A 24,015-nucleotide genomic window follows, 5' to 3' on the forward strand; every position below is an offset into this window, starting at 1 on the left:
CCGCCAAGCAATGAACAGGAAGGAAGCCAAAACAAGAATCGCGGCGCTGCTGTCCGCGGGAACGAGGAAGGCCGACGCGCTGGCGGAACTGTCCGGACAGGGGCTCAAGGATCGCGTGCTCGCGCACCTGATCGCGTCGCGCCCGGACCCCGAACGCTGCCGCAAGAACAAGGTGCACATCCGGATCCTGATCGCGCTCGGCATCGCCCAGTTGGTCATCAGCCTGATGCTTGCGTACTACTTCTTCGCATCCGGCGCCGGCACCGTCCTCGTCACCGTATTCGTTGCGTTGACCGTGCCGCTGTCGCTGCTGTTCATCTGGGGCTTTGCGACCCATCGTGTCGGCGCGTATCACGCGTTCATCCTGCTGTCGCTGTTGCAGATGCCGAAGACCGTCGCCGATCTCGGCCGAGATCCGGCGGCCGCGCTGCCGAGCCTCGCGATCACGGTCGTGCTGGTGGGTTACGTGTGGTTCGTCCGCAACCGGTTGTTCCCCGACTACGGCTGGTTCACGCCGCGCAAGGTCGAAGGCCGTTACGCGTTCGTGGAACGCGCCTGACGCCGCCGGCGTCGACTCGCGCACAAAAAAAGCGCCGGGCCGCCCCGCCATCGCGGGAAGGCCCGGCGCCTTCTGCATGCCGGAACCGGTCGGCTTACTTGGCCTTTTCAGCCGAATCGCTGATCGCCTGGCCGCCCTTCGAAATATCCTGGCCCACGCCGGCGACCGTATTGCAACCGGCGAGCGCGGCGGTCAGCACCAGCAGCATTGCAGCAATCGTACGCGTCATTCTCATTCTCCTTGGAATCAACAAGCCCGACCGGGCGGATCGTGTGAATCGTGTGTGGCGTGGCGCCCGGCACGCTGCCGGACACGGGGCCTGACCTGATTATACGGAGAGCCGCGCCGCGCGCCAGTACGGCCCCGCCGCGTGCCCTGCGCGCCACACCGCGCGTGCTCGCAGATTTTTCTTGACTTCATTGCGCCAGGAACTAATATACGCACCGCGTATATTTTCCACCCCAGGAGCCGCCGATGACCGTTCCCCAGCAAGCCTTCCTCCGCGACGCGATGCGCCGCCTCAACATGACGCGGGAGGCATTCGCGAATCGCATCGGCGTCAGCCGGCGCGCACTGGATACCTGGCTGCTGCCGGACGATTCGCAGGAATCGCGCGGGATGCCCGAGATCGTCGAGCGCTTCGTGTCGGAAATCGTCGAACGCTCGGAGCCGGACGGCGAGAAGTATACGCAAAGCGTAGACAAGCAGGGGCTTGCGAAGCAGTTCCTGTTCGAAGGCAAGCCGCAATTGATCTCGGTCGACCAATTCTCGCGGGATTCGGTCGAGGCGCTGTTCCGCGTGGCCGACGTCATGCAGCCGATCGCGCGGCGCCACAAGATTTCGCGCGTGCTCGAAGGCGCGGTGCTCGGCAATCTGTTCTTCGAGGCCAGCACGCGCACGCGCGTGTCGTTCGGCGCGGCCTTCTGCCGGCTCGGCGGCTCGGTGTGCGACACGACCGGCTTCACGTTCTCGTCGATGGCCAAGGGCGAATCGATCTACGACACGAGCCGCGTGATGGCCGGCTACGTCGACGCGCTCGTGATCCGTCATCCGGAAAAAGGCTCGGTGGCCGAATTCGCCCGCGCGACCAATCTGCCGGTGATCAACGGCGGCGACGGCCCCGGCGAGCACCCGAGCCAGGCGCTGCTCGACCTGTATACGATCCAGCGCGAATTCTCGCGACTCGGCAAGATCGTCGACGGCGCGCACATCGCGCTGGTCGGCGACCTGAAATACGGTCGCACCGTGCACTCGCTCGTCAAGCTGCTCGCGCTGTACCGCGGGCTGAAGTTCACGCTCGTGTCGCCGCCGACGCTCGAGATGCCGGCCTACATCGTCGAGCAGATCGCGACGAACGGCCATGTGGTCGAGCAGACGAACGACCTCGCGGCCGGGCTGCGCGGCGCGGATGTGGTCTATGCAACGCGGATCCAGAAGGAGCGCTTCACCGACGAGTCGTTCGAAGGCTATACGCCGGATTTCCAGATCAACCAGGCGCTCGTCGATTCGGTATGCAAGCCCGACACGCTGATCATGCATCCGCTGCCGCGCGACAGCCGGCCCGGCGCGAACGATCTGTCGGTCGACCTGAACCGCGACCCGCGTCTCGCGATCTTCCGGCAGACCGACAACGGCATTCCGGTGCGAATGGCGATCTTCGCGGTGCTGCTGGGTGTCGAGAATCTCGTCCAGCACTCGATGCGCGATGCGACGTGGCGTCCGCCGGCGTACCTCGGCCCGGAGGATGCCGTGTTTCACGGAATCGACTGACCGCGGCCGGTGTCGTGCGCCTTCACGGGAGATCGCTTCAGTTCAAGGGCCGCGCGCAGACGTAACGCATTCAACGCGCCGACTTGCACGGCGCGTTTTTCATTTTTAATGCAGGCGCACGCAACCCCGCGTTAGTTGGCCCACGGGTCGATCACGCGCAGGCCCGCTGCCTCGAACGGCGCGACATCGCGCGTGGCCACGATCAAGCCGTTCGCGACGGCGGTTGCAGCGATGAAGCCATCGGCAGACGCCATCGCGTTGCCCATACCACGCGCTTTCGCGCGAAGGCTCGCGTACGCCTTGCTGGCCGCATCGTCGAACGGCAGGATCCGGCCGCGAAACAACGGCACGACGCGCCGCTCGATACTTTGCTCGAGCCAGTCCCGCCGGCGTCCCTCCGGCAACGCCGCCACGCCGAATCGCATTTCCGCCAGACTGATCGCAGCAAGAAACAGCGTCTCGACATTCTGCGCGTCGAGCCATTCGATCACGGCTGGGTTCGGCTCGCGCCGCAGCGGCTCGGAAATGACGTTGGTATCGACGAGGATCATTCGAAGCTCATCGGATCGGTTGGCGATGTATCGCGCCGAACGTCGAAATCGATGCCACCGGCCTCCCGCCCCATTTCCGCCAGCAGCGTCCCAAGCCTGGGCCGCCCGCCGGGCTGCACGGCTTGCTCGAGGATGTCGCGTACCTCGGCTTCGGTACTGCGGCCATGTTGCGCAGCCCGGATTCGAAGCGCGCGATGCACTTCGTCGGGCAAATTTCGAACAGTAATCACCGGCATGATGCGCCTCACTACATTTGCTTGCAATGCAGTCATATTAACATCTTGCTGTCATTTGAGCCGAAAGAAGATTCGACCACTGTAAGCCGCCCGCCCCACCTCTTCCATTCGGCCGTTCGGCCATCCTCGCGGCCCTGCAAGCCCTCGCCAACCCTCCGCAACATTCGTCAACAATCCTCCCGCAAACGAGAACAAGAACGCTTCTCATTCAACAAGAAATTACATAGAATGCCGCCTGAAAACAAATCGTAATAATTCCCGGCGGCGTGCACATTTCCGCAACGCACCGCCCCGGGGCCACATCGCGAGGTCGAAGCACCATGAAGTCCCGTCCCGACGAGCCAAAGCTCGGTAAATTCACCACCCTGTGCAGCGTGCTCGCCGCGAGCCCCGCGTTTGCCGACGGCACGCCGCCCGCGGCGCCCGTCAGCCCCGAAGGCCACCTCGCGCCGATCGAAATCCAGGGCAAGACCGAGCACAGCTACAAGGCCGACTTTTCCGCTTCCGCGAAATTCACCGCGCCGCTCGTCGACACGCCGAAATCCGTCACCGTGATCCCGCAGGAACTGATCCAGAGCAGCGGCGCGGCGACGCTGACCGAAGCGCTGCGCACGGTGCCCGGCATCACGTTCGGCGCCGGCGAAGGCGGCAACCCGCTCGGCGACCGTCCGTTCATCCGCGGCTACGACACGCAGGGCAGCATGTTCGTCGACGGCATGCGTGACACGGGCGCCACCACCCGCGAGATCTTCAATACCGAGCGCGTCGAGATCACCAAGGGTTCCGACGGCGCATACGGCGGCCGTGGCGGCGCGGGCGGCAGCATCAACCTGATCACGAAGGCGCCGCATCTCGGCACGACGGCCGCCGCGAGCGCGGGCCTCGGCACCGACCGCTATCGGCGCTTCACCGCCGACGGCAACTGGCAGTTCGCCGATCACGCCGCGTTCCGCCTGAACCTGATGAGCCACAACAACGACGTCGCCGGCCGCGACGCCGTCAACAACGAGCGCTGGGGCGTCGCGCCGTCGATCGCGTTCGGCCTCGGCACGCCGACGCGCGTGACCGCGAGCTACTACCACCTGTCGACCGACGACATGCCCGACGGCGGGATCCCGTACTTCTACACGACGTCGAACAAGCCCGCGAACGTCGGCACGATCTATCCGGCGCCCGTCGATCGCCACAACTTCTACGGCCTGATCGACCGCGACTTCCGCAAGACCACGTCGGACATCAGCACGATCAAGATCGAGCACGACATCACGCCGAACCTCACGGTGCGCAACACCACGCGCTACACGGAATCGACGCAGGACTACATCTGGACGCAGCCGGACGACAGCCAGGGCAACGTGGTCAACGGCAAGGTCTGGCGCCGCAACAACAACCGCGACAGCTCGATCAACAGCCTCGCGAACCTGACCGAGCTGTTCGGCGAATTCCGCACGGGCCCGTTCAAGCACAGCTTCACGACCGGCATCGAGCTGTCCCGCGAATGGGGCAAGCGCGATTCGTACACGGTCGCAACCGACAAGGGCACGATCTGCCAGAAAGGCATCGGCGCCGCGTCGGGCTACAACTGCACGAGCCTCTGGTCGCCGAACCCGAACGATCCGTGGGCCGGCTCGATCACGCGCAACAACGACTACGCGCATGCGCGCACCACGACGAAATCGATCTACGGCTTCGACACGATCGAGATCACGCCGCGCTGGCAGGTGAACGCCGGCGTGCGCGTCGACGACTACTCGACCCGCTTCACCGATACCAAGGCGAATGGCGGCAAGACCTATACGCGCGACGACACGCTCTTCAACTGGCAGGCCGGCCTCGTGTTCAAGCCCGCGCGGAACGGCAGCATCTACGCGTCGTATGCGACGTCGTCGACGCCGGCCGGCATGCTGCTCGGCGAAGGCAGCGAAACGCAGTCGCTGACGCCGGGCCGCGGCGGCGTCGGCCCGAACGCCGACCAGATGGCGCCCGAGAAGAACCGCAGCATCGAGCTCGGCACCAAGTGGAACATGCTGAACGACCAGTTGTCGCTGACGGCCGCGCTGTTCCAGATCGACACGACGAACGCGCGCGTGACGCTGCCGAACAACCAGTACGCGATGGTCGGCAACAAGCGCGTACAGGGCCTCGAACTCGGCGTCGCCGGCCAGATCACGAAGCAGTGGCAGGTGTTCGGCGGCTACACGTACATGAAAAGCCAACTGCGCGACAACGGCAAGGACGCCGCGAACAACGGCAACCGCTTCCCGAACACGCCGAAGCACAGCCTCACGATGTGGTCGAACTACGACGTCACGCCGAAATTCACGGTCGGCGGCGGCGCGTTCTACATGTCGGAAGTGTTCGGCGATCCCGCGAACCTGCGCGCCGTGCCGTCGTACTGGCGCTTCGACGCGATGGCGCAGTACCGGATCAACAAGAAGCTCGACCTGCAGCTGAACGTGAACAACCTGTTCAACCGCACCTACTTCGATCAGGCGTATCCGGCGCACTATGCGTCGATCGCGCCGGGCCGCTCGGCGTTCGTTACGCTGAACGCGCGCTACTGATCGATGGAGGCCGTATCGCTGAAGGCGCTCGCATCGGTATCGCCGCGCGAGTTCGCCGACATCCTGGCCGGGCCGCCCGAGCGCGCCGCCGCGTGGGTTGCGGCGGCGGCCGACCACGGCATCGTCGATGCGCAGGCTGTGTACGGGCAATACCTGCTCGACGGGCACGGCGTCGCACGCGATCCGGCCGCCGCGCTCAACTGGTTCCGGCATGCGGCGCGGGCGGGCCACCCGATGGCGATGAACATGCTCGGGCGCTGCCACGAGTTCGGCTGGGGCACGGCCGCCTGCGCGCCGGTCGCCGTGTACTGGTATCGGCTCGCCGCGCAGGCGGGCCTCGACTGGGGCATGTACAACTACGCGACCGCACTCGCCCTCGGCAACGGCGTCGACGAGAACCGCGCCGACGCGCTCGACTGGTTCCGCCGCGCGGCCGCGCTCGGTCACGCGAAATCGATCAACCTGATCGGCGGCTTCTACGAGGACGGCTGGGTCGTATCGGTCGATATCGACGCCGCGTTCGATCACTATCGCCGTGCGGCCGTTGCCGGCGATTTTCGCGGCCAGTTCAACTACGCGCGGCTGCTCGCCGAGCGCGGGCGCGTCGACGAAGCGCTCGTCTGGCTCGCGCGCGTGCCGACCACCGCGACGCCTGCGTTCATCGCGAAGATGCGCGCGTATCTCGTGTCGTCGCCGATCGACGCTTTTCGTTCGGCGGCCATGCAGCTGGCGCCGCACGCCATGGAATCCGCATCATGATGCTTCATATCCCCGGTGTACTGACCCAGGCGCAAGTCGCGCAATGCCGCGACCTGCTCGATGCCGCCGAATGGATCGACGGCAACGCGACGTCCGGCGCGCAATCTGCACTCGCGAAACGCAATCGGCAATTGCCGGAAGGGTCCCCGGTCGCACGCACCGTCGGCGACGCGATCCAGGACGCACTTGCCCGCCATCCGCTGTTCTTTTCGGCGGCGCTGCCGCTCAAGGTGTTTCCGCCGCTGTTCAATCGCTATGCAGGCGGCGAGACGTTCGGCACGCACGTCGACAACGCGATCCGGCTGCTGCGCGGCACGGATTTCCGCGTGCGCAGCGACCTGTCGGCGACGCTGTTTCTCGAGGAACCCGACGCGTACGACGGCGGCGAGCTGTGCGTCGAGGATACGTACGGCGTGCATCGCGCGAAGCTGCCGGCAGGCGATCTCGTGCTGTATCCGGCGTCGAGCCTGCATCACGTGACGCCCGTCACGCGGGGCGAACGCGTGGCTTCGTTCTTCTGGATTCAGAGCATGGTGCGCGACGATGGCGATCGCACGCTGCTGTTTCAGCTCGATACGCAGATTCAGGCGCTGTCGGCGGAAAAAGGCGCGAAGGACCCGATGGTCATTTCGCTGACCGGGATTTATCACAACCTGTTGAGGAAGTGGGCGGATGCGTAGCGTGAGCCGCTCACGCTCCACAGCGCTTGCGCCGCGTCGAAATGCGGGTCTAAAATGACCATCGTCAAATGACCATGCTCATACCATGATGCCGCACGCTCCCGTATCGAAATCCGAATTCAAGGCTCGCGCACTCGAATACTTCCGGCTCGTCGAGGCGTCGGGCGAAAGCCTGATCGTCACCGACCACGGCAAGCCGACGCTCGAGATCCGGCCGTATCGCTCGCGCGAAGCTCAGCCGTTGGACATATTGCGCGGGTCGGTCATGCGCTACGACAATCCTCTCGATCCGATTGCGGAAGATGATTGGGAGGCGTCGCGGTGATCGTGCTGGATACGCATGCATTGGTGTGGTGGGTGGGTGGCGACCCTGCGCTCAGCAAGAAGGCGAGAAGCGCGATCGATCGCGCACGGAGCGAAGGCGCGCTCGCCGCATCGGCCATCTCCGCGTGGGAGATCGCGATGCTGGTGCGCAACGACCGCCTCGCCCTGACGATGGATGTCGACGCGTGGCTCGCCACCGTCGCGCAGATCGACGGCATGCGGTTCGTGCCCGTCGATGCCGACATCGCCGCGAAGTCCACCGACTTGCCCGGCACGTTCCACAAGGATCCTGCCGATCGCATGATCGTCGCGACCGCGCGGCGGCTCGGCGCGCCGCTTGTCACCCGCGACGAAAAAATCCGCGCGTACGCGCACGTCAAGACGCTTTGGTGAGCGCCACCCGTCCGTGGGTCGAACCGCCGCGCATCTTCCGCCAGACTCTGGCATATTGGCGATTCGTCTGATCAAACCGACCACGACCGCCGCGCTCGACATTGGCGCGTGGCCCGCAACCGTCGTTGTGCCACTGACCCGCGTCGGCTTCACGAATTACCCGTCCGAATGGTGGCATTGGTCATTCGGCGACCGCTATTGGGCCGTCATGCAGAACGAATCGCATGCAATTTACGGTCCTGTCGACGAAAGCATGCTCGGGGAAGCGTCGCGATGACGGTTTTCCCGATCCGGCACGCGTGACTCGGTAACATCCTCACTTGCCGATCCCCGTGTGCTCCCGCACAATCGCAGCACCTGCCTCACTCCCCGCGCGCCGATGTCCTATGCGTCACTCGCGACCGGCGTCCTGCTCGCCGGCGGCCTTGGTCAACGCTTCGACCCGAGCGGCCTGCACAGCAAGCTGCTCGCCCGGCTTCCCGACGGCACGCCGGTGGCGGTGGCTGCCGCCCGCCATCTCGCGGCCGCAACCGCCGACGTGATCGCCGTCGTGCGCCCCGGCGCCGAAAAGCTCGCGATTCTGCTGAACGAAGCCGGCTGTCAGGTCGTCTATGCGCCCGACGCGTTGCGCGGCATGGGCGCGAGCCTCGCGGCCGGCGTCCGCACCGCGCCCGATGCGAGCGGCTGGCTCGTCGCGCTTGGCGACATGCCGTGGATCGCGGCTTCCACATACGAAACGGTCACACGCGCGCTCGAAGCCGACGACGCGTCGATCGTCGCGCCCGCGCATCGCGGCGTGCGCGGCCATCCGGTCGGTTTTGCCGCGCACCACTTCGAGGCGCTCGCCGCCCTCGACGGCGACGCGGGCGCCCGCGCGCTGTTCGCCAGCGCGCCGGTGACCCTGCTCGATGTCGACGATCCCGGCATCCTGCGCGACGTCGATACACCGGCGGATTTGCGCTGACTTCGATTGCGCGGGCCCGCACGTTCACGCACGCACCGCGCCAATAAGCGGATTTCTCCGACGACCGACAAGCCGTCGCAAGAATCCCGCTGCAAACACGCGCCCGATTGGCTATAACGGAGACGAGGCGCGTCCGCCGCGCCACCGCCGTCACGCACGCCACGAGTTCTCCATGAGCGACCACACGACCCCGACGCCCGAGCCACCGGCCGACCCGAACCGCGATCCGGAAGACGATCCGTTCTCGTCGCCGCCCGGCCATCACGACAACCCGCAGCAGCCGGACGGACCGCCGAGCAAGGATCCGGTCTAGCCGCGCGCCGGCCGCGCCGCGCACTCGACCCGCGACTTCCGCGACGCGGTCTAGCGTGCGGTATACCCGCCGTCGATCGGCAGCGACACGCCGCTGATCATCGACGCCGCGTCGCTCAGCAAGAACAGGACCGGCTCGACGACTTCGTCCGGCTGCGCAAAGCGGCCGAGCGGAATCGCGGCCAGCATCGGTGCGCGCTTCTCCGGTTCACTCCACGCGAACTGCGCCATCGGCGTGAGCGTGACGGTCGGGTTCACGCTGTTCACACGAATGCCGTGCGGCCCGAGTTCGATGCACAGCACGCGCGTGATCGCGTCCATCGCCGCCTTCGACGCGCAATAGCTCAGATGCGCGGGCAGGCCGACGAGCGCCGCCTGGCTCGACACGTTGACGATGCTGCCGCGTGCGTTCGCCGCGCCGCGTCCGTCGCGCTCGATCATCTTGCGCGCCACGGCTCGCGCGACGAGCGCCGCGCCGCGCGCATTGACGGCCATCACGCGATCGAAATGCGCGGCGTCGACATCGAGCGCCGGTTCCAGCGATGCGATCCCCGCGCAATTGACGAGGCCGTCGAACGCATCGTACGGGTCGAGCGCGGCATCGATCGCGTATTCGTCGCCGCCGACATCCATGCGCAGCGTATCGCACGCAATCTCGCCGGCGAGCGCGTTGAGCGCGGCCATGTCGCGCGCCGCCGCGACGACGCGCGCGCCTGCGTGCGCGAGCGCGACCGCGCACGCGCGGCCGATGCCGCTCGACGCGCCCGTGACGAGCACCGTCGCCCCGCCGAAATCGAATCGTGTGTTCATGAGGATGTGTCCAGCCTGTGCATGATCGGCTTGAGTGCGGGATACAGCGCCGTGTAGAGCGCGAAACGCGCGTCGTATGTTTTCGCGCGGTCGGCATCGGGCCGTGCGCGCTCGACGAGCGTGACCCAGCCGCCCTGCGCGTCGTCGCGCGACACGAGCCCTGCGCCAACACCCGCGAGCAGCGCGGCGCCCATCGCGGCTTCGACGTCCTGCTCGATCGTCCACACCGGAAAGCCCGTCACGTCCGCGATGATCTGCATCCATAGCGCCGAATGCGCGGCGCCGCCGACGACGATCAGTCGGTCGTCCAGCGCCACCGCGCCACGGCGGCCGGCCTCGATGTTATGGCGCAACGCGAACGCGACGCCTTCGAGCACCGCGCGATAAAGATGCGCACGCGTATGCGCGAGACTCAGCCCGACGAACGCGCCGCTCGCCTTCGCATCCCACACCGGGCTGCGCTCGCCCATCAGGTACGGCAGGAACAGCACGCCGTCCGCGCCGGCCGGCACGCGCTCGGCCGCCTCCTCGAGCAGCACGTGCGGATCGCCGTGCGGCAGCAGGCTCGCCGCATCGATTTCCGCGTGACAGAACTGGTCGCGAAACCACGCGACCGACGCGCCGGCCGTGATCGCGCCGCCGAACACATACAGGTCGCGCTGCCCGTCGAATACGTGCGGCATGCTGACGAGCCCGTGCCGCGCATCGACGTGCCGGTTCACATAGCCCCAGCACATGCTGGTGCCGATCATCGCGACGTGCTGCCCGGTACGCGTCGCGCCGGCCGCGAACGTCGCCACCGCCGCATCGACGCCGCCCGCGACCACGGGCGTGCCGGCCGGCAGCCCGAGTTGCGCGGTCCATTGCGACAGCAAGCCGCCGACGACGTCCGTCGAATCGACGAGCCGCTCGGGCATCATCGTCGCCGGAATGCCGAGCATGTCGAGCGCGTCGTCGGACCACTCGCGGCGCGCGACGTCGTACACGCCGCCGATATTGCCGGCCGAACTGTGATCGACCGCGACTTCGCCGGTCAGCAGGTAGATCACGTATGCGTTCGGCGGCAGGAAATAGCGCACGTTCGCCCACACGTCCGGCCGCTGGTCGCGCAGCCACAGCATTTTGGTGAAGCCGTAGTAGCTGTCGACGCCGTTGCCGGTGATCACGCGCAGCCGCTCGACGTTCACGTGTTCGTTGACCCAGTCGACTTCCGCGGTCGCGCGCCGGTCCATCCAGATCAGGCACGGATGCAGCGGCCGCATGTCGATGTCGACCGGGATGCCCGAGCCGCCGTACAGGCTGCTCACGCACACCGCCCGGATCGCATCGGCCGGCACGCCCTGCGCGCGCGCGTCGCTCACGCAGCCGGCGATGCAGTCGAGCACCGCGTCGAACCACACCTGAGGCCACTGCTCGGCCCACAGCGGGCGCGGCGTATCGGGCTGGTAGCCGGCCGAGCGTCGCGCGACGATCGTGCCGTGCCGGTCGACCAGCAGCGCCTTGGTGCTCTGCGTGCCGATATCGACGCCTATGACGTATTCCATGATGTCTCCGGTGAGGCGCACGCCGGCGTTCAGCGGGCCGGCTTCAGCAGCACCTTGATCGATTCGGGCGATTTCGCGACGCGGATCGCGTCGTCCCAGTCCTCGAGCGCGAAGCCGTGCGTGACGATGCCCTTCGACGTGACGAGCCCGCGCGCGAGCAGGTCGATCGCGACCGGATAGCAGTATGGCCCGAGATGCGCGCCGCGTACGTCGAGCTCCTTGCGGTCGCCGATGATCGACCAGTCGACGGTCGCATCCTCGCCGAACACGCTGAATTCGACGAAGCGGCCGAGCTTGCGAATCAGGTCGAGCCCCTGGTTCACGCCGACCGGCGCGCCGGTCGTCTCGATGTACACGTCGCAGCCGTAGCCGTCGGTGAGTGCGCGGACGATCTCGCGCGCGTCGTCGCGCTGCGGGTTGATCGTCACGTCGGCGCCGTACTGGCGCGCAAGTTCGAGCCGTTCGTCGATCAGGTCGATCACGACGAGCTTCTTCGGCGTCTTCAGATGCGCGACCTGCGTCATCATCAGCCCGAGCGGGCCGGCGCCCGCGATCACGACGACGTCGTCGAGCTGGACGTCGCCGCGATTCACCGTATGGATCGCGCACGACAGCGGCTCGATGATCGCCGCGTCCTCGAGCGATACGCCGAGCGGGATCTTGTGAACGATCGCGGTCGGCGGAATGCGCATGTACTCGGCCATCCCGCCGTCGGCGACCTCGCGCTGGAAACCGAAGATGTTGTGCACCTCGCACATCCAGTACTGGCCCGACTTGCAATAGCGACACTTGCCGCACGGCACGATCTGCTCGGCGATCACGCGGTCGCCGAGCGCCACGCCGAAATGCTCGGCCGCGCCGCCGCCGAGCGCCTCGACATAGCCGAAGAATTCATGGCCGGGAATCACCGGCGCCTTCACCCACGGGCTCGGTCCGCCCCAGAACATCTTGGCGCCGGTGTAACACTTGCAATCGCTCGCGCAGATCCCGCACGCGGCGATGCGGATCACAAGCTCGTTCGTCCCGGGGTGCGGCTTCGCGACCTGTTCGACGCGATAGTCCTCGGGGCCGTGGCAGACGACCGCGGTCATGCGCGGCTGGGCTTCGGATATCGTCATGAGTTGTCTCTTTTATGAGTGATTCGGATACCGGATTAATCAAGCGTTACCGCGATCGCTCGCGGCTGATGTAGATCGCGAGCAGGATGATTCCGCCCTTGATCACGTTCTGCACGTACGGGTTCACGCCGATCATGTTCAGTCCGTTGTTGAGCACGCCGAGCAGCAGCGCGCCGACCAGCGTGCCGAGGATCGCGCCGCGCCCGCCGGAGATCGACGTGCCGCCCATCACGACGGCCGCGATCGCGTCGAGCTCGAAGCCCACGCCCGCGTTCGGCTGCCCGCTCATCAGGCGCCCGGTCAGCACGATCGCGGCAAGCGCCGACGTGAGCCCGGCGAGCGTATAGACGATCAGCTTCACGCGCGCGACCCGCACGCCGGTAAGCCGCGTCGCCTGCTCGTTGCCGCCGATCGCGTATACGTAGCGGCCGAACGGCATCCGGTCGAGCAGCAGCCATGCGATCGCGTAGACCACCAGCATGATCAGCACCGGCGCCTGGACGCCGAGCACCTTGCCGCTGCCGAAGAACGCGACCCAGTCGGGCAGCCCGTCGATCGGATAGCCGCCCGTGTAGATCAGCGCGAGGCCGCGCGCGATGCCCATCGTCGCGAGCGTGACGATGATCGGCGGCATGCCCGCGAACGCGACGAACACGCCGTTCAGGAAGCCGAAGCCGAGCCCGACCGCGATGCCGATCGCGAGCGCGGCGACTGCGTTGACGCCCGCGACCATCAGTCCGGCCGCGAGCGTGCCCGACAGCGCCATCACCGAGCCGACCGACAGGTCGATCCCGCCCGTCAGGATCACGCAGGTCATGCCGACCGCGATGATCGCGTTGATCGAGACCTGGCGCAGCACGTTCTCGAGGTTCGCGGCGGACAGGAAGCTCGGGCTCGCGATCATCATCGCGATGCACACGACGATCAGGCCGACGAGCGGATAGAACAGCGTCGAGCGGCGCAGTTGCGCCCACATCGGGCGCGGCGGCGGCGCATCGCCGGCCGTGGCGGCGAGCGTCGTGGATGGCGTGGAAGAAGAATCAGGCAGGTTCATGGGTCGCTCCTCGCGTGCCGGCCGTGGCATAGGTCATGACCGTGTCGGGATCGATCTCGTCGCCGGCGAGCGTCGCTTCGATGCGGCCTTGCCGGAACACGGCGACGCGATCGCACATGCCGACGATTTCCGGCAATTCGGACGAGATCATGATGATGGCGTAGCCGCGCGCGGTGAGTTCGCGCATCAGCCCGTAGATTTCGGCTTTCGCGCCGACGTCGATGCCGCGCGTCGGCTCGTCGAAGATCAACACCGACGTGTGATGGTTCAGCCAGCGCGCGATCACGACCTTTTGCTGGTTGCCGCCGGACAGCGTCGCGACCTCGGTGTGGATCGACGGCGCCTTCACGCCGACGCGCCGCATCACGTCGTATGTCGTGCGCGCCTCGCCGCGCCGGTCGATCAGCCAGCGCATCGACCGGTACTTGCCGAGGTTGTTCAGCGAGATGTTGTCGCGAATCGAGAACGACGTGACGAGCCCTTCCGTCTTGCGGCTTTCCGGCAGGATGCCGATACCGGCACGCAGCGCGTCGGCCGGATCGGCGAGCTTCGCCGCTGCGCCGCGCACACGCAGTGCCTTGCGGTGCGCACGCGTCGCGCCGATCACCGCGAGCGCGGTTTCCGTGCGGCCCGAGCCAACCAGCCCCGCGAAACCCAGGATCTCGCCTGCATGCAACACGAAGCGGTTCACCGGGCCATCGCGCTCGATCTGCAGCGCATCGACCTCGAGCACGGCCGGCGCGTCGGCCGGCAGCGCCGGCTTCGGCGGAAAGCTGCTCTCGATCCGGCGGCCGACCATCATGCGCACCAGTTGCTCGACGTCGGTGTGCGCAACCTCGGTCGTCGCGACGTACTGGCCGTCGCGCAGCACCGTGATGCGGTCGCACACCGCGAAGATCTCGTCGAGGTGATGCGAGATGAAGATCATCGCGACGCCCTGCCGCTTCAATTCGCGCATGATCGCGAACAGGTGCTCGGCCTCGGCCGGCGTGAGCGTTGCGGTCGGTTCGTCGAGGATCAAAATGCGCGCGTCGAGCGACAGCGCCTTGCCGATCTCGACGAACTGCTGCTGCGCGACCGACAGCGCACGGATCGGCGCATCGAGATCGATCGCCACGCCGAGCCGCGCGAAGATGGCGGCCGCCGCGGCGCGCATCCGCTTGCGGTCGCGCGCGCCCCAGCGGTTGCGCAGCTCGCGGCCGAGGAACAGGTTGTCGACGGCATCGAGGTGCGGAATCAGGCTGAATTCCTGGAACACGATGCCGACGCCGGCCGCGACCGCGTCGTGATAGTCCGCGAAATGGCGCGCGGCGCCGTCGATCTCGATCGTGCCGGCATCCGGCTGATGGATGCCGCACAGGATCTTCATCAGCGTCGACTTGCCCGCACCGTTCTCGCCGAGCAGCGCATGAATCTCGCCGCGCGCGATCTCCAGATGAATGTCGGACAGCGCCTTCACGCCGGGAAAGCTTTTCGTGATGTGGCTGAGCCTGAGTATCGTGTCCATCGGCTTCTCCGTGCGAAGGGCGTCGGCCGCGCCGCCGCCCTTCGCGTCGCTTCGCACGTCGTTCACCAGCTGAAGCCCTTCGCGTTGCCGCGATCGACGACCTTCACGTCGACCGGAATCGCCTTCGGCACCGTTGCGCCCCACTTGCGCGCGATCGCGATGCCAAGCGCGATGCGCACCTGGTCGGCCGGAAACTGCGCGGTCGTCTCGATGAACTTCGAGTTCGGCTTCTGGATCGCGGCGATCGCCTCGGGCGCGCCGTCGACGCTCGTCAGCTTGATGTCCTTGCCGGACCCCTCGATCGCGGCGAGCGCGCCCATCGAGCCGCCGTCGTTCACGCTGAACAGGCCTTTCAGGTTCGGATGCGCGGAGATCATGTTTTCGGTGACCGCCAGCGCGGTCGCGCGCTCCTGCTTGCCGTTCTGCGTATCGACGAGCTTCACGTTCGGGAATTTCGCGAGCCCGGCCTTGCAGCCGCGCACGCGTTCGAGAATCGGCACGACCGGAATGCCGTCGAGGATCGCGACCTCGCCGCTGCCGCCGATCGCCTTCGCGAGGTATTCGCACGACATCACGCCCGCGTCGTAATTCTTCGAGCCGACGAACGAATCGACCGGGCCGTTCGCGTTCGCGTCGACGGCGACGACCACCGCGCCGGCCTTCTTCGCCTGCGTGATCGCCGACTGGATGCCGGTCGAATCGGTCGGGTTCACGAGCAGGATGTCGATCTTCTTCTGCAGCATGTCCTCGACGTCGCTCACCTGCTTGCTGACGTCGTGATGCGCGTCGGTGACGACGACCTGCGCGCCGATCGACGCGGCCGCATCGTTCAGCGCCTTCTGCATCGTCACGAAGTACGGGTTGTTCAGCTCCTGGAACGTCATGCCGATCCGCAGCGGCGCAGCGTGCGCGGCGGCGGGCAACAGGGCCGCGACGGCGAGCGCGGCAACGGCCGCCAGGCGGGCGGCGCGACGGGGGGATGAAGCGGGCGATGCGTGCGTCATGACGGTGTCTCCAGAATTGTGTGCGGCTTTTTCGTGGGTGAATGCGCCCCTCGCGACGTGAGCGACGCGATCGGCTGGGTAAAACGGCGGGGAAAACGCGGGCGGGCAACGGCCCGGCGATCATCCGGGCTGCGGCATGAGTTCGGGCGCACCGGGCGTCAGCACGCGCGGCGGCAGCGGGTTACCGGTCGGCGCCGCGTGCAGCGCCAGCTCGCGGCTGCGCGCGTTCAGGCGTTGCAGCGCACGGAATTCGGACGGCGCCATCCCCTTCACCGCGCGGAACTGGCGGTTGAAGTTCGACACGTTGTTGAAGCCGGCCTGGAAACAGATGTCGGTGATGCTCGCGTCGTCGGCGAGCAGCATCTGGCAGGCTGATTCAATCCGCAGACGATTCACGTACTGGACGAACGGCATGCCCGTATGGCGATGGAACGCGCGCGAGAACGCGCTGACGCTCTGCCCGGTCAGTTGCGCGAGATCGGATTCGCGCATCTCGGACGCGAGGTTCTTGCCGATATACGACAGCGCGTGGCTCAGGCGCGTGGGCGTGACGTCGGCCTGGTCGTACGCGGGACTCGCGAGCAGCGTGCGCTCGGCCGCATCGCACAGGCGTTCGAGGATCGTCATGAACAGCGCGATACGGCGCATGCCCCGCGCGGTCAGCAATTCGTCGAACAACGGCGCGATCGCGGCGCTCGTCGCCCCGTCGAAGCCGACGCCGCGCCGCGCGTCGTCGAGCAGCGTCTGTGCATCACGGCATTCGGGAAACGCGTCCATGCAGCGACGCACGAACGACGGATCGAACTGGATCACGAGATTGCGGCGCTCGACGGTTTCGCCTTCGGCCATGTCGCTGACCCAGTTGTGCGGCAGGTTCGGGCCGAGCAGCACGAGATGGCCTGGGCCGAACGAACCGATGTGATCGCCGACGAAATACTTGCCGTGCGTCGCGACGATCAGGTGCAGCTCGAATTCAGGATGGAAATGCCAGCGGATCGTGCGGTACGGATAGCCGTGCGACCAGACCTTGAACGACTCGTCGCGTCGCACTTCGACCACTTCGAGATCGGGGTGCATCATGTTGGCGTCTCCATTCCCATGGTTCGCTGGCCGGCCTGTTCGGCTGTGCGCGCGTGCGCCGCGTGTCTCGCGCGGCACCGCGACCGGTCGCATGGGAAGCAATGTAGGTCGATCGCGCGCGCGGCTCCACCAACTTTACGCCTGATTTTCGATACTTTTTTGCCGTCCGCGCGTGGAAATGGCGCCGGACGGCAAATTTGTTGCAGCGCGCAACGGTGCGGCGGCCACCCGCGCCGCCCGTGCCGCCCGTCCGCGCCGGCTTACGCCGCCGCGTGCTCGCGCGCCGTGCGCACCTCGTATGCCTTCAGGTGGTTGTACGCGATCCGCAGCAGCGACAGCGTATCGGCCGCCTGCGGATCGCGTCGCGCGAGCAGGTCGCCGATCACGTGATCGGCTTCGACGCGCGCATGATTCTCGACGTCGCGCAGCATCGACGCCGTCAGCGGCGACGGCGTCAGCACCATCCGCTGCATCCGCTCGCTGGCCGCCGGGTCGGGCCGGTAGCCGTTGTGTTCGGCGATCGCACTGCATTCGGCGAGCATCGTCTCGAGCAGGCGGCGGCCGTCCGGCGCGGCGAGAATGTCGCCGATCGACCCGCGAAACAGCGACGTGCTCGCGGCGAGCGTCGCGAGGAACACCCACTTGTCCCACATCCGCGCGGTGATATCGTCGCTGAGCGTGGCGTCGAAGCCCGCGCCGCCGAGCACGTCGGCCACCGCGCGCACGCGCGGCGATTCACCGCCGGCAAGCTCGCCGAACGTCACGCCGTGCGTGTCGTTCAGGTGCACGATGCGCTGCTCGCGATCGAGCGTCGCCGCGATCACGCACAACCCGCCGAGCACCTGTGACGCGCCGAAACGCTCGCGCAGCACGTCGACGTGACGCATCCCGTTGAGCATCGGCAGGATCAGCGTCTGCGGGCCGACGAACGGCGCGAACGATGCAATCGCGTCGTCGAGGCTGTACGCCTTGCAGCTCAGCAGCACGAGGTCGAACGGCGCGACGCCGGCGCCCGCGTCGCCCGCGCGTATGGTCTGAACGTTTGCGAGCGTCAGGTCGCCGCGCGGGCTGCGGATCAGCAGCCCGTCGCGCGCGAGCGCGGCCGCGCGGCCGTCGCGCACCAGGAACGTCACGTCGCGCCCCGCCGCGGCCAGCCGGCCGCCGAAGTATCCGCCGACCGCGCCGGCCCCTACCACCAGAATCCGCATCGTTGCCTCCTTTCGGTTTCATCGGCGTCGCGCTGCCGCCCGCGCGGGCGCGACGCCGACCATCGCCCGACAGTATAGCGGCCTCGGTTATGCATATGCATAGATGCCCGCGCCCGCGTCGCGGACTTCGGTAAATGGCCGCTTCTAAGAGTGCTGCCACGGCCAAAGCCACGCCGCAAGAAACACCCAGGACGGCTTCCGGTCTCCAACCGGGCTGCACTGAACGGCATCCTGAACGTATTTAAGACCGGGATACGCTGGTGCGACCTCTGAACCAAGCTGGATTTGGCTCAGGGCCGACCTGCTGGAAGCGTTTGCGCGACTGGCAAAGGGCCGGCGTATGGAGCGCGTTGCACGCACTGCTGCTTGCGAAGTTACGCGAAGCCGGCGAACTCGACTTCTCACGGGCAGCGGTCGATTCATCCTCGGTGATCGAACACGTGATCGCCCGGCGCCGTATGGAATGCGGCAGCGGACTAGGCAAGCTCCGCTGGGTGGTCGAGCGTACTCCGCATGGCTGCACAATTTTCGTCGTCCTCGCATTCGCTTTGAGCGTCGAGCCGCGTCTGTACCGGTCAATCGACGCTTGCAGAAAAAGCAGCACTGCGCGACGTCATCCTTGTAGAGTAAATGAAAAAAACCGGACCTAATGAAGGTGCCGGGGCTTTTGTTGGTTCTTCGTGGATTTCCGTGGGTGTCCCCAGCCGACCGAAGAGATCTCAGGGGCAGCGTACGGTACGCTGTCCTTCTAACGAAAACGAGAAATCATTTAGCTGAAAAATAAATCATTTTTAGGTGGCGGAAATGTAATCTCCGCATCTGAAAATTTTTCAATGTCACGACGAACTATCGCGCCACCCAACTTTTCATCAAAACACCTTCCAAACACCCCAAGAACCTTATAGGTGTATTTCGCCTTTTTAATAAATTGGCGAAAATCATCAATCGCAAGTTGGCGGATTTTTTCATTTTTATTGCCTATAACGGGATGAATCAAAACTTCAGCCACATACCTTATATCCGACCCTTCGAATACAGGGCAATCATTCCAGCGCACGATTTTATTTCTTTGCTTATTTAGCGAATCAACGATCTTGCGCACCTAACCCCAAAATTTCTTGAATTGATCTCCGCAGGACGCCGCCAGAATGGCGGTCACGATTTCAATCCGTGGACTCATTGAAATATTTTAGTAAAAAATGACAAATGCAATCTGATGGTCAATTTTTCCCGCGTCAGCCATAACCCAGCAAAGCTGGCTCTCAATGTTCGCAAATGCGTCGATCGCCCTAGCTCTCTCAAGATCGAAAGTGTCCTTTATATGATCTTTGTTATCCATCTATATTTTCAAAAAAATCGCCGCACATACGACAACAAGCACGCTCAGTTGGATAGTATGTCGCTTGACTGAACAACCCTCCAATGCAATGCCATGTACTTCTCAGTGGTGCGTTGATCCGCTCTATCGGTATTCATCGATTTCGACTTCGCCTCCGAGCGATTCGACAAGAGCCCGGATATCGTCCGGCACGTCCGGCACGCGCTTACCGCTCTCGTTGTCCCAATAGCAGCGGAGACGGACCCGAGCGCCCGCGCCGTCGATAAGCCCGCGCAAGTCCGGGCGCGGCAACGACAGATGCTTGATGAGATAGCGAAGATGGGGTTCCAGTTGATCACTGTGGACAGCCCCGTCACTGCGAACCGCCCAAACACTCGTGCGACGCGTTATGACGCGCCCCTGTCCTGTCGGATCGTTTACCCGTTCCCCTTTCGTTACCTCCGTATCGGGTACGACGCGGAAATAGTCTGTCCAAAATTTGGGGACGACGCGATCGCCTGAAATAGAGAATGATGCATGTGCAAGTTGCTGTTTTTTCATGATCCGCTCAGTCCCCGTAGTTGTGCATGTTGTCGATCACGACACCTTTGAATTCAACGTCTCCGTTGTCGTGCCAGAGAACGTTATCGGCCCCTCCCAAATCATTCGCGTCTTTCATTTGGTGGATCATGTTGCCGAAGATTTTGCGCTGGTAACCAAGCATTTTCGCCGCAAAGTTCGGGTTAGTCGTGCTTGCCGCTAGCTCTTGAATGTCACCGCTCACAGGGCTATCAGCGTAGTCAAACACGTTCGCATCACCTAGCGGTGCCTCCCATCCAAACGAGTTCGCAAGTTGAGGCGTACCGCCTGCTAGTGCGCCGCCAGTACCGGCAGCGACACTTTGAAGGTAACTCATGAGTTCACCGGCTGACACATCGCTTGGTACGGCCCAAGACGGTATCGGCTTGTCCACTGGAAGCGCAGCCATCCCCGGCACACTGGGAAACCTCCTGCCCTTTGGGAAAGGCGGTGTTGATGGTCTGCCACCGCCCCCAGCACCCCCACTTGCCACGGGCCTATCGATCGACACGGTAACCCGGCCGTCCTCTATCGCTGACCTAAGCGCGGCGACGGGATCGCCGGACAACGACCCGGCAAGCCCCAGTTCCCGAAGGTAGCTGGCAGCCTCCGCCATCAATGCGGAATACTTCGGCCAATGGAGCATTAATTCTGAGACAGCCGCGCGCTGTTCCGCAGACCGAATTGCCCCGCTGTCACTGGACAGCGTAGCGCGCTTTCCTGAGCCAATGTCGATAGTTACGGCCACAACTCGAATTCTCCATATGAATCCCGGTCACTGTATCGCACCCACCCGCGGCCTGTGAAGGCGCGGAGGGGTTCGTTTTCCGATCCGGCGCGACGCCTTATAACGCGTCGCATAGAAGCTGTTGCGAAATCACGGCTTAGGTTTGTTAACTTTTTCGCAGCCGCCTCAAGATTCGCTACGAACGGTGCGCACACGTGCACGAGGCATTCCTCTCGGTCGCGTGCTGCTTGATTTGCTGGAACAAACGCAAGACAGCGTCCGATTAATTTCGCAGCATCTTCTAAGGGATTTCCCGTCTACGGCGACGCGCATGGCGCGCCGTCAAGACATGTATCCCGTCACGCCGCCGCGGCGAGCTTCCACGACTGACCGACCTCATACCATGCGCAATCTCTCCCTGAATCAGAAACTCGCCTCGATGATCGTCATCCTGTGGCTCGGCCTGCTCGTGATCGCCGGGCTCGGCGCATGGCAGACCCGCGCGTCGATGATCGCGGACCGCCGCGACCAGCTTGCGTCGCTGGTTGCGCAGGCCGCGAGCGTGACCGACCACTACTACAAACTGTCGCAGCAGAACGCGCTGCCGGAAGCCGATGCGAAGCAGAAGGCGCTCGAGGCGATCGCCGCAATGCGCCATGGCGCCGACGGCTACGTGTCGGTCAACGATTCGAAGCCGGTGATCGTGATGCATCCGATCAAGGCCGAACTCAACGGCAAGGACGTGTCGAATTTCACCGATCCGAACGGCCAGCACCTGTTCGTCGAGATCGTGAAGGCCGGCAACGCGGCAGGCGGCAAGGGCTTCGTCGAATATCTGTGGCCCAAGCCGGGCGCGGACAAGCCGCAGGACAAGACCAGCGCCGTGCAGCGCTTCGCGCCGTGGGACTGGTATCTGGTGACCGGCATGTACATGGACGACGTGCGCTCGGCGGTGCTCGCGAGCGTCGGCCGCTGGCTCGCGATGACGGCCGTGCTCGGCGCGATCGCGACAGCCGTGATGGTGCTGGTGCTGAAAAGCGTGCGCGCAAGCCTCGGCGGCGAGCTCGAAGCGGCGCTCGACGCCGCGCAGCGCATCGCGCAGGGCGACCTGACCGCGCGCGTGACCGTGAAGCACGACGATCGCGGCAGCCTGCTGCATGCGCTGCACACGATGCAGGGCGGGCTGATCGACATGGTGTCGCGCGTCCGGATGGGCACCGAGAACATCAACGTCGGCGCGAGCGAGATCGCGTCCGGCAACACCGACCTGTCGCAGCGCACCGAGGAACAGGCGGCCGCGCTCGTGCAGACCGCGTCGAGCATGGACGAGATGACCGCGAACGTGAAACAGAACGCGGACAGCGCCGCGCAGGCCGCGTCGCTCGCCGGCCAGGCCGCGCAGGTCGCGACGCGCGGCAGCGCAGTGGTCGACGACGTCGTGCGCACGATGAACGAGATCACCGACCGCTCGCACAAGATCGGCGACATCATCGGCGTGATCGACGGGATCGCGTTCCAGACCAACATCCTCGCGCTGAACGCGGCCGTCGAAGCGGCGCGGGCAGGCGAACAGGGCCGCGGCTTCGCGGTCGTCGCGGCCGAAGTGCGGTCGCTCGCGCAACGCTCGGCGACGGCGGCCAAGGAGATCAAGTCGCTGATCGTGTCGTCGAACGAGACGGTCCAGCACGGCGCGACGCTCGTCACGCACGCGGGCGAGACGATGGCCGAGATCGTGCAGTCGGTGCGGCGCGTGAACGAGATCCTCGACGAAATCAGCCACGCCTCGCGCGAGCAGAGCGCCGGGATCGAGCAGGTCAACCGCGCGGTCGGCGAGATGGATCAGGTCACGCAGCAGAACGCGGCCCTCGTCGAACAGGCCGCGGCCGCCGCGCATTCGCTGCGCGATCAGGCCGAGGCGCTGCGCGACGCGGTGACGCGGTTCGCGTTGCCGGCCTGACGGCAGGCCCGCCCCGCACTCACGCCGCGCTGCCCGCCCGCAGCGCGGCCTCTCCGCTCCCGAGCCCCAGCCCCGCCGCGCGCTGGATCAGCTCGACGTCGTTGCTCGCGCCGAGCTTCTTCATCGCGCTGATCTTCTGCGCGCTGACCGTCTGCTTGCCCTTGCTCAGGCGCTGCGCGATCGTCTTGATCGGCACGCCCGACAGATACAGGCGAATCACCTCGATCTCGCGCGCCGACAGCTTCACGGGCGCATCGCCGCGCGTGCCGAGCGCATCGACCGCGCGGCGCACGGACGGCGACAGGTAGGTCGCGCCGCTGTAGCTCGAATGGATCGCCGTGACGATATGGCCGACCTCGTCGAGCTTGCTGACGACGCTCACGCCGCCAACCGCGAGGATCGACCGGAAGATCAGCGGATTCTCGTTCGCGACCAGCGCGACGATCCCGACGTTCGGCCGCGTGCGGCGCAGCCAGTCGAACAGCGCGAGGCCGTCCATCTGTTCGTCGCCGCGAATCGTATAGTCGACCAGCACGACGTCACAATCGACGCCGCCGAGCGACGCGACCAGTTCGGCCGCGCTCCGGTAGACCGCCGCGAGCTCGATCGCGCAGGCGCCGCCTGCGATCTGTTCGATACCGGCCAGCGTCAACGGCCAGTCGTACGCGACGACGATGCGAACATTGAATTTCCTCATGCGCAATTCCTGGTGGTTCACCGGCCGCGCCACGCGAAACGCACACGACCGGTTGGGCGTTGAAAGGACATTCAGGCTATTTTTAGCCTGAATGTCGATTCTATGAATGTCTGCCCGCGCGCGATATCGGACGGCGTACGAATTGGCCGCCGAAGACGTAATACGCGTTTGATATTTGCACCGGCTCGGCGCCCCGGCGGCCGCCGATCGACCGTCGCGGCATTGGCCCAATGGCCGGTATTGCACGCCGCACGGCCGGCCAGCAGGTAAAATCCGGCGTTTGCATGCCACCCCGGGCCG

25 protein-coding genes and 1 pseudogene are annotated in these 24,015 nt (G+C 65.5%); 11 read left to right on the top strand and 15 right to left on the bottom strand.

The features are described 5' to 3' along the window. Positions 1-10: 10 nt before the first annotated feature. Positions 11-559, top strand: a complete 549-nt coding sequence (locus CFB49_RS24555; protein WP_069619352.1) for a permease — start codon at positions 11-13, stop codon at positions 557-559. A 94-nt stretch (positions 560-653) separates the two neighbouring features. Here CFB49_RS24555 and CFB49_RS24560 read toward each other — a convergent pair whose 3' ends face one another. Then, on the bottom strand, positions 654-788 hold the full coding sequence (locus tag CFB49_RS24560) for an entericidin A/B family lipoprotein (protein ID WP_050017418.1): 135 nt from the start codon (positions 786-788) through the stop codon (positions 654-656). 245 nt (positions 789-1,033) lie between these two features. On the opposite strand from CFB49_RS24560, the gene CFB49_RS24565 reads away from it, so the two are divergent. Then, positions 1,034-2,329 (top strand): aspartate carbamoyltransferase, encoded by a 1,296-nt coding sequence (locus CFB49_RS24565; protein WP_069619353.1) that lies wholly within the window; start codon positions 1,034-1,036, stop codon positions 2,327-2,329. A 131-nt stretch (positions 2,330-2,460) separates the two neighbouring features. On the opposite strand, the gene CFB49_RS24570 is transcribed toward CFB49_RS24565, so the two are convergent. Both CFB49_RS24570 and CFB49_RS24575 read right to left on the bottom strand, forming a co-directional pair. After that, positions 2,461-2,880 (bottom strand): type II toxin-antitoxin system VapC family toxin, encoded by a 420-nt coding sequence (locus CFB49_RS24570; RefSeq protein ID WP_069619354.1) that lies wholly within the window; start codon positions 2,878-2,880, stop codon positions 2,461-2,463. Continuing rightward, positions 2,877-3,116 (bottom strand): FitA-like ribbon-helix-helix domain-containing protein, encoded by a 240-nt coding sequence (locus CFB49_RS24575; RefSeq protein ID WP_089437123.1) that lies wholly within the window; start codon positions 3,114-3,116, stop codon positions 2,877-2,879. The genes CFB49_RS24570 and CFB49_RS24575 overlap by 4 nt, the downstream gene beginning before the upstream one ends. Positions 3,117-3,436: 320 nt before the next feature. Between CFB49_RS24575 and CFB49_RS24580 the strand changes: the two genes are divergently transcribed. From CFB49_RS24580 to CFB49_RS36440, 7 genes are all read left to right on the top strand, one after another. Beyond that, positions 3,437-5,680: a TonB-dependent receptor gene (locus tag CFB49_RS24580; RefSeq protein ID WP_089492564.1), complete on the top strand. Its 2,244-nt coding sequence runs from the start codon at positions 3,437-3,439 to the stop codon at positions 5,678-5,680. A 3-nt stretch (positions 5,681-5,683) separates the two neighbouring features. Then, on the top strand, positions 5,684-6,439 hold the full coding sequence (locus tag CFB49_RS24585; RefSeq protein ID WP_089492565.1) for a tetratricopeptide repeat protein: 756 nt from the start codon (positions 5,684-5,686) through the stop codon (positions 6,437-6,439). Next, a complete protein-coding gene (locus CFB49_RS24590) occupies positions 6,436-7,119 on the top strand; it encodes a Fe2+-dependent dioxygenase (protein WP_089492566.1) in 684 nt (227 codons plus the stop codon). The genes CFB49_RS24585 and CFB49_RS24590 overlap by 4 nt, the downstream gene beginning before the upstream one ends. 85 nt (positions 7,120-7,204) lie before the next feature. Continuing rightward, positions 7,205-7,444, top strand: a complete 240-nt coding sequence (locus CFB49_RS24595; RefSeq protein ID WP_021158157.1) for a type II toxin-antitoxin system Phd/YefM family antitoxin — start codon at positions 7,205-7,207, stop codon at positions 7,442-7,444. Next, on the top strand, positions 7,441-7,836 hold the full coding sequence (locus CFB49_RS24600) for a type II toxin-antitoxin system VapC family toxin (protein WP_089437124.1): 396 nt from the start codon (positions 7,441-7,443) through the stop codon (positions 7,834-7,836). The genes CFB49_RS24595 and CFB49_RS24600 overlap by 4 nt, the downstream gene beginning before the upstream one ends. Before the next feature lie 379 nt (positions 7,837-8,215). Then, positions 8,216-8,800: a nucleotidyltransferase family protein gene (locus CFB49_RS24610; RefSeq protein WP_069619361.1), complete on the top strand. Its 585-nt coding sequence runs from the start codon at positions 8,216-8,218 to the stop codon at positions 8,798-8,800. A gap of 172 nt (positions 8,801-8,972) precedes the next feature. Further along, positions 8,973-9,113 carry a hypothetical protein gene (locus tag CFB49_RS36440; RefSeq protein ID WP_012339712.1) on the top strand — a complete coding sequence of 47 codons (141 nt, stop codon included), beginning with the start codon at positions 8,973-8,975 and terminating at the stop codon, positions 9,111-9,113. Between the two features lie 50 nt (positions 9,114-9,163). Here CFB49_RS36440 and CFB49_RS24615 read toward each other — a convergent pair whose 3' ends face one another. The 8 genes from CFB49_RS24615 to panE form a co-directional block, all read right to left on the bottom strand. Beyond that, positions 9,164-9,922 (bottom strand): SDR family oxidoreductase, encoded by a 759-nt coding sequence (locus CFB49_RS24615; RefSeq protein ID WP_089492567.1) that lies wholly within the window; start codon positions 9,920-9,922, stop codon positions 9,164-9,166. Then, positions 9,919-11,466, bottom strand: a complete 1,548-nt coding sequence (locus tag CFB49_RS24620; RefSeq protein ID WP_089492568.1) for an FGGY-family carbohydrate kinase — start codon at positions 11,464-11,466, stop codon at positions 9,919-9,921. The genes CFB49_RS24615 and CFB49_RS24620 overlap by 4 nt, the downstream gene beginning before the upstream one ends. A 29-nt stretch (positions 11,467-11,495) precedes the next feature. Then, positions 11,496-12,584: an alcohol dehydrogenase catalytic domain-containing protein gene (locus tag CFB49_RS24625; protein ID WP_089492569.1), complete on the bottom strand. Its 1,089-nt coding sequence runs from the start codon at positions 12,582-12,584 to the stop codon at positions 11,496-11,498. A 46-nt stretch (positions 12,585-12,630) separates the two neighbouring features. Continuing rightward, positions 12,631-13,638 carry an ABC transporter permease gene (locus tag CFB49_RS24630; RefSeq protein WP_089436808.1) on the bottom strand — a complete coding sequence of 336 codons (1,008 nt, stop codon included), beginning with the start codon at positions 13,636-13,638 and terminating at the stop codon, positions 12,631-12,633. Further along, a complete protein-coding gene (locus tag CFB49_RS24635) occupies positions 13,625-15,145 on the bottom strand; it encodes a sugar ABC transporter ATP-binding protein (protein ID WP_069619396.1) in 1,521 nt (506 codons plus the stop codon). The genes CFB49_RS24630 and CFB49_RS24635 overlap by 14 nt, the downstream gene beginning before the upstream one ends. 62 nt (positions 15,146-15,207) lie before the next feature. Next, on the bottom strand, positions 15,208-16,149 hold the full coding sequence (locus tag CFB49_RS24640; RefSeq protein ID WP_089492570.1) for a substrate-binding domain-containing protein: 942 nt from the start codon (positions 16,147-16,149) through the stop codon (positions 15,208-15,210). Between the two features lie 120 nt (positions 16,150-16,269). Next, the gene (locus CFB49_RS24645; protein ID WP_089436809.1) at positions 16,270-17,229 is read right to left on the bottom strand and encodes an AraC family transcriptional regulator; all 960 of its coding nucleotides are present in this window, start codon (positions 17,227-17,229) and stop codon (positions 16,270-16,272) included. Between the two features lie 260 nt (positions 17,230-17,489). Further along, positions 17,490-18,437, bottom strand: a complete 948-nt coding sequence (panE, locus tag CFB49_RS24650; protein WP_069619367.1) for a 2-dehydropantoate 2-reductase — start codon at positions 18,435-18,437, stop codon at positions 17,490-17,492. A 99-nt stretch (positions 18,438-18,536) separates the two neighbouring features. Here panE and CFB49_RS24655 point away from each other — a divergent pair. After that, a pseudogene (locus tag CFB49_RS24655) lies at positions 18,537-18,999 on the top strand (transposase); the annotation flags it as partial. 207 nt (positions 19,000-19,206) lie between these two features. Here the strand turns inward: CFB49_RS24655 and CFB49_RS35925 are convergent. The 3 genes from CFB49_RS35925 to CFB49_RS37100 form a co-directional block, all read right to left on the bottom strand. After that, positions 19,207-19,446 carry a hypothetical protein gene (locus tag CFB49_RS35925; RefSeq protein ID WP_179234942.1) on the bottom strand — a complete coding sequence of 80 codons (240 nt, stop codon included), beginning with the start codon at positions 19,444-19,446 and terminating at the stop codon, positions 19,207-19,209. A gap of 453 nt (positions 19,447-19,899) precedes the next feature. Next, positions 19,900-20,316, bottom strand: coding sequence for a DUF4279 domain-containing protein (locus tag CFB49_RS24660; RefSeq protein ID WP_084044318.1), 417 nt, complete (start codon positions 20,314-20,316; stop codon positions 19,900-19,902). A 7-nt stretch (positions 20,317-20,323) separates the two neighbouring features. Beyond that, entirely contained in the window at positions 20,324-20,671 is a 348-nt protein-coding gene (locus tag CFB49_RS37100; RefSeq protein WP_306426991.1) for a hypothetical protein, read from the bottom strand. 793 nt (positions 20,672-21,464) lie between these two features. Here CFB49_RS37100 and CFB49_RS24670 point away from each other — a divergent pair. Beyond that, positions 21,465-23,018, top strand: a complete 1,554-nt coding sequence (locus CFB49_RS24670; RefSeq protein WP_069619370.1) for a methyl-accepting chemotaxis protein — start codon at positions 21,465-21,467, stop codon at positions 23,016-23,018. Positions 23,019-23,037: 19 nt separating this feature from the next. Here CFB49_RS24670 and CFB49_RS24675 read toward each other — a convergent pair whose 3' ends face one another. Beyond that, on the bottom strand, positions 23,038-23,715 hold the full coding sequence (locus tag CFB49_RS24675; RefSeq protein ID WP_069619371.1) for a response regulator transcription factor: 678 nt from the start codon (positions 23,713-23,715) through the stop codon (positions 23,038-23,040). Positions 23,716-24,015: the final 300 nt, after the last annotated feature.

Origin of the sequence: Burkholderia sp. AU17457 (genome assembly GCF_002223255.1) — a bacterium.
Taxonomy (GTDB): Bacteria; Pseudomonadota; Gammaproteobacteria; order Burkholderiales; family Burkholderiaceae; genus Burkholderia; species Burkholderia sola.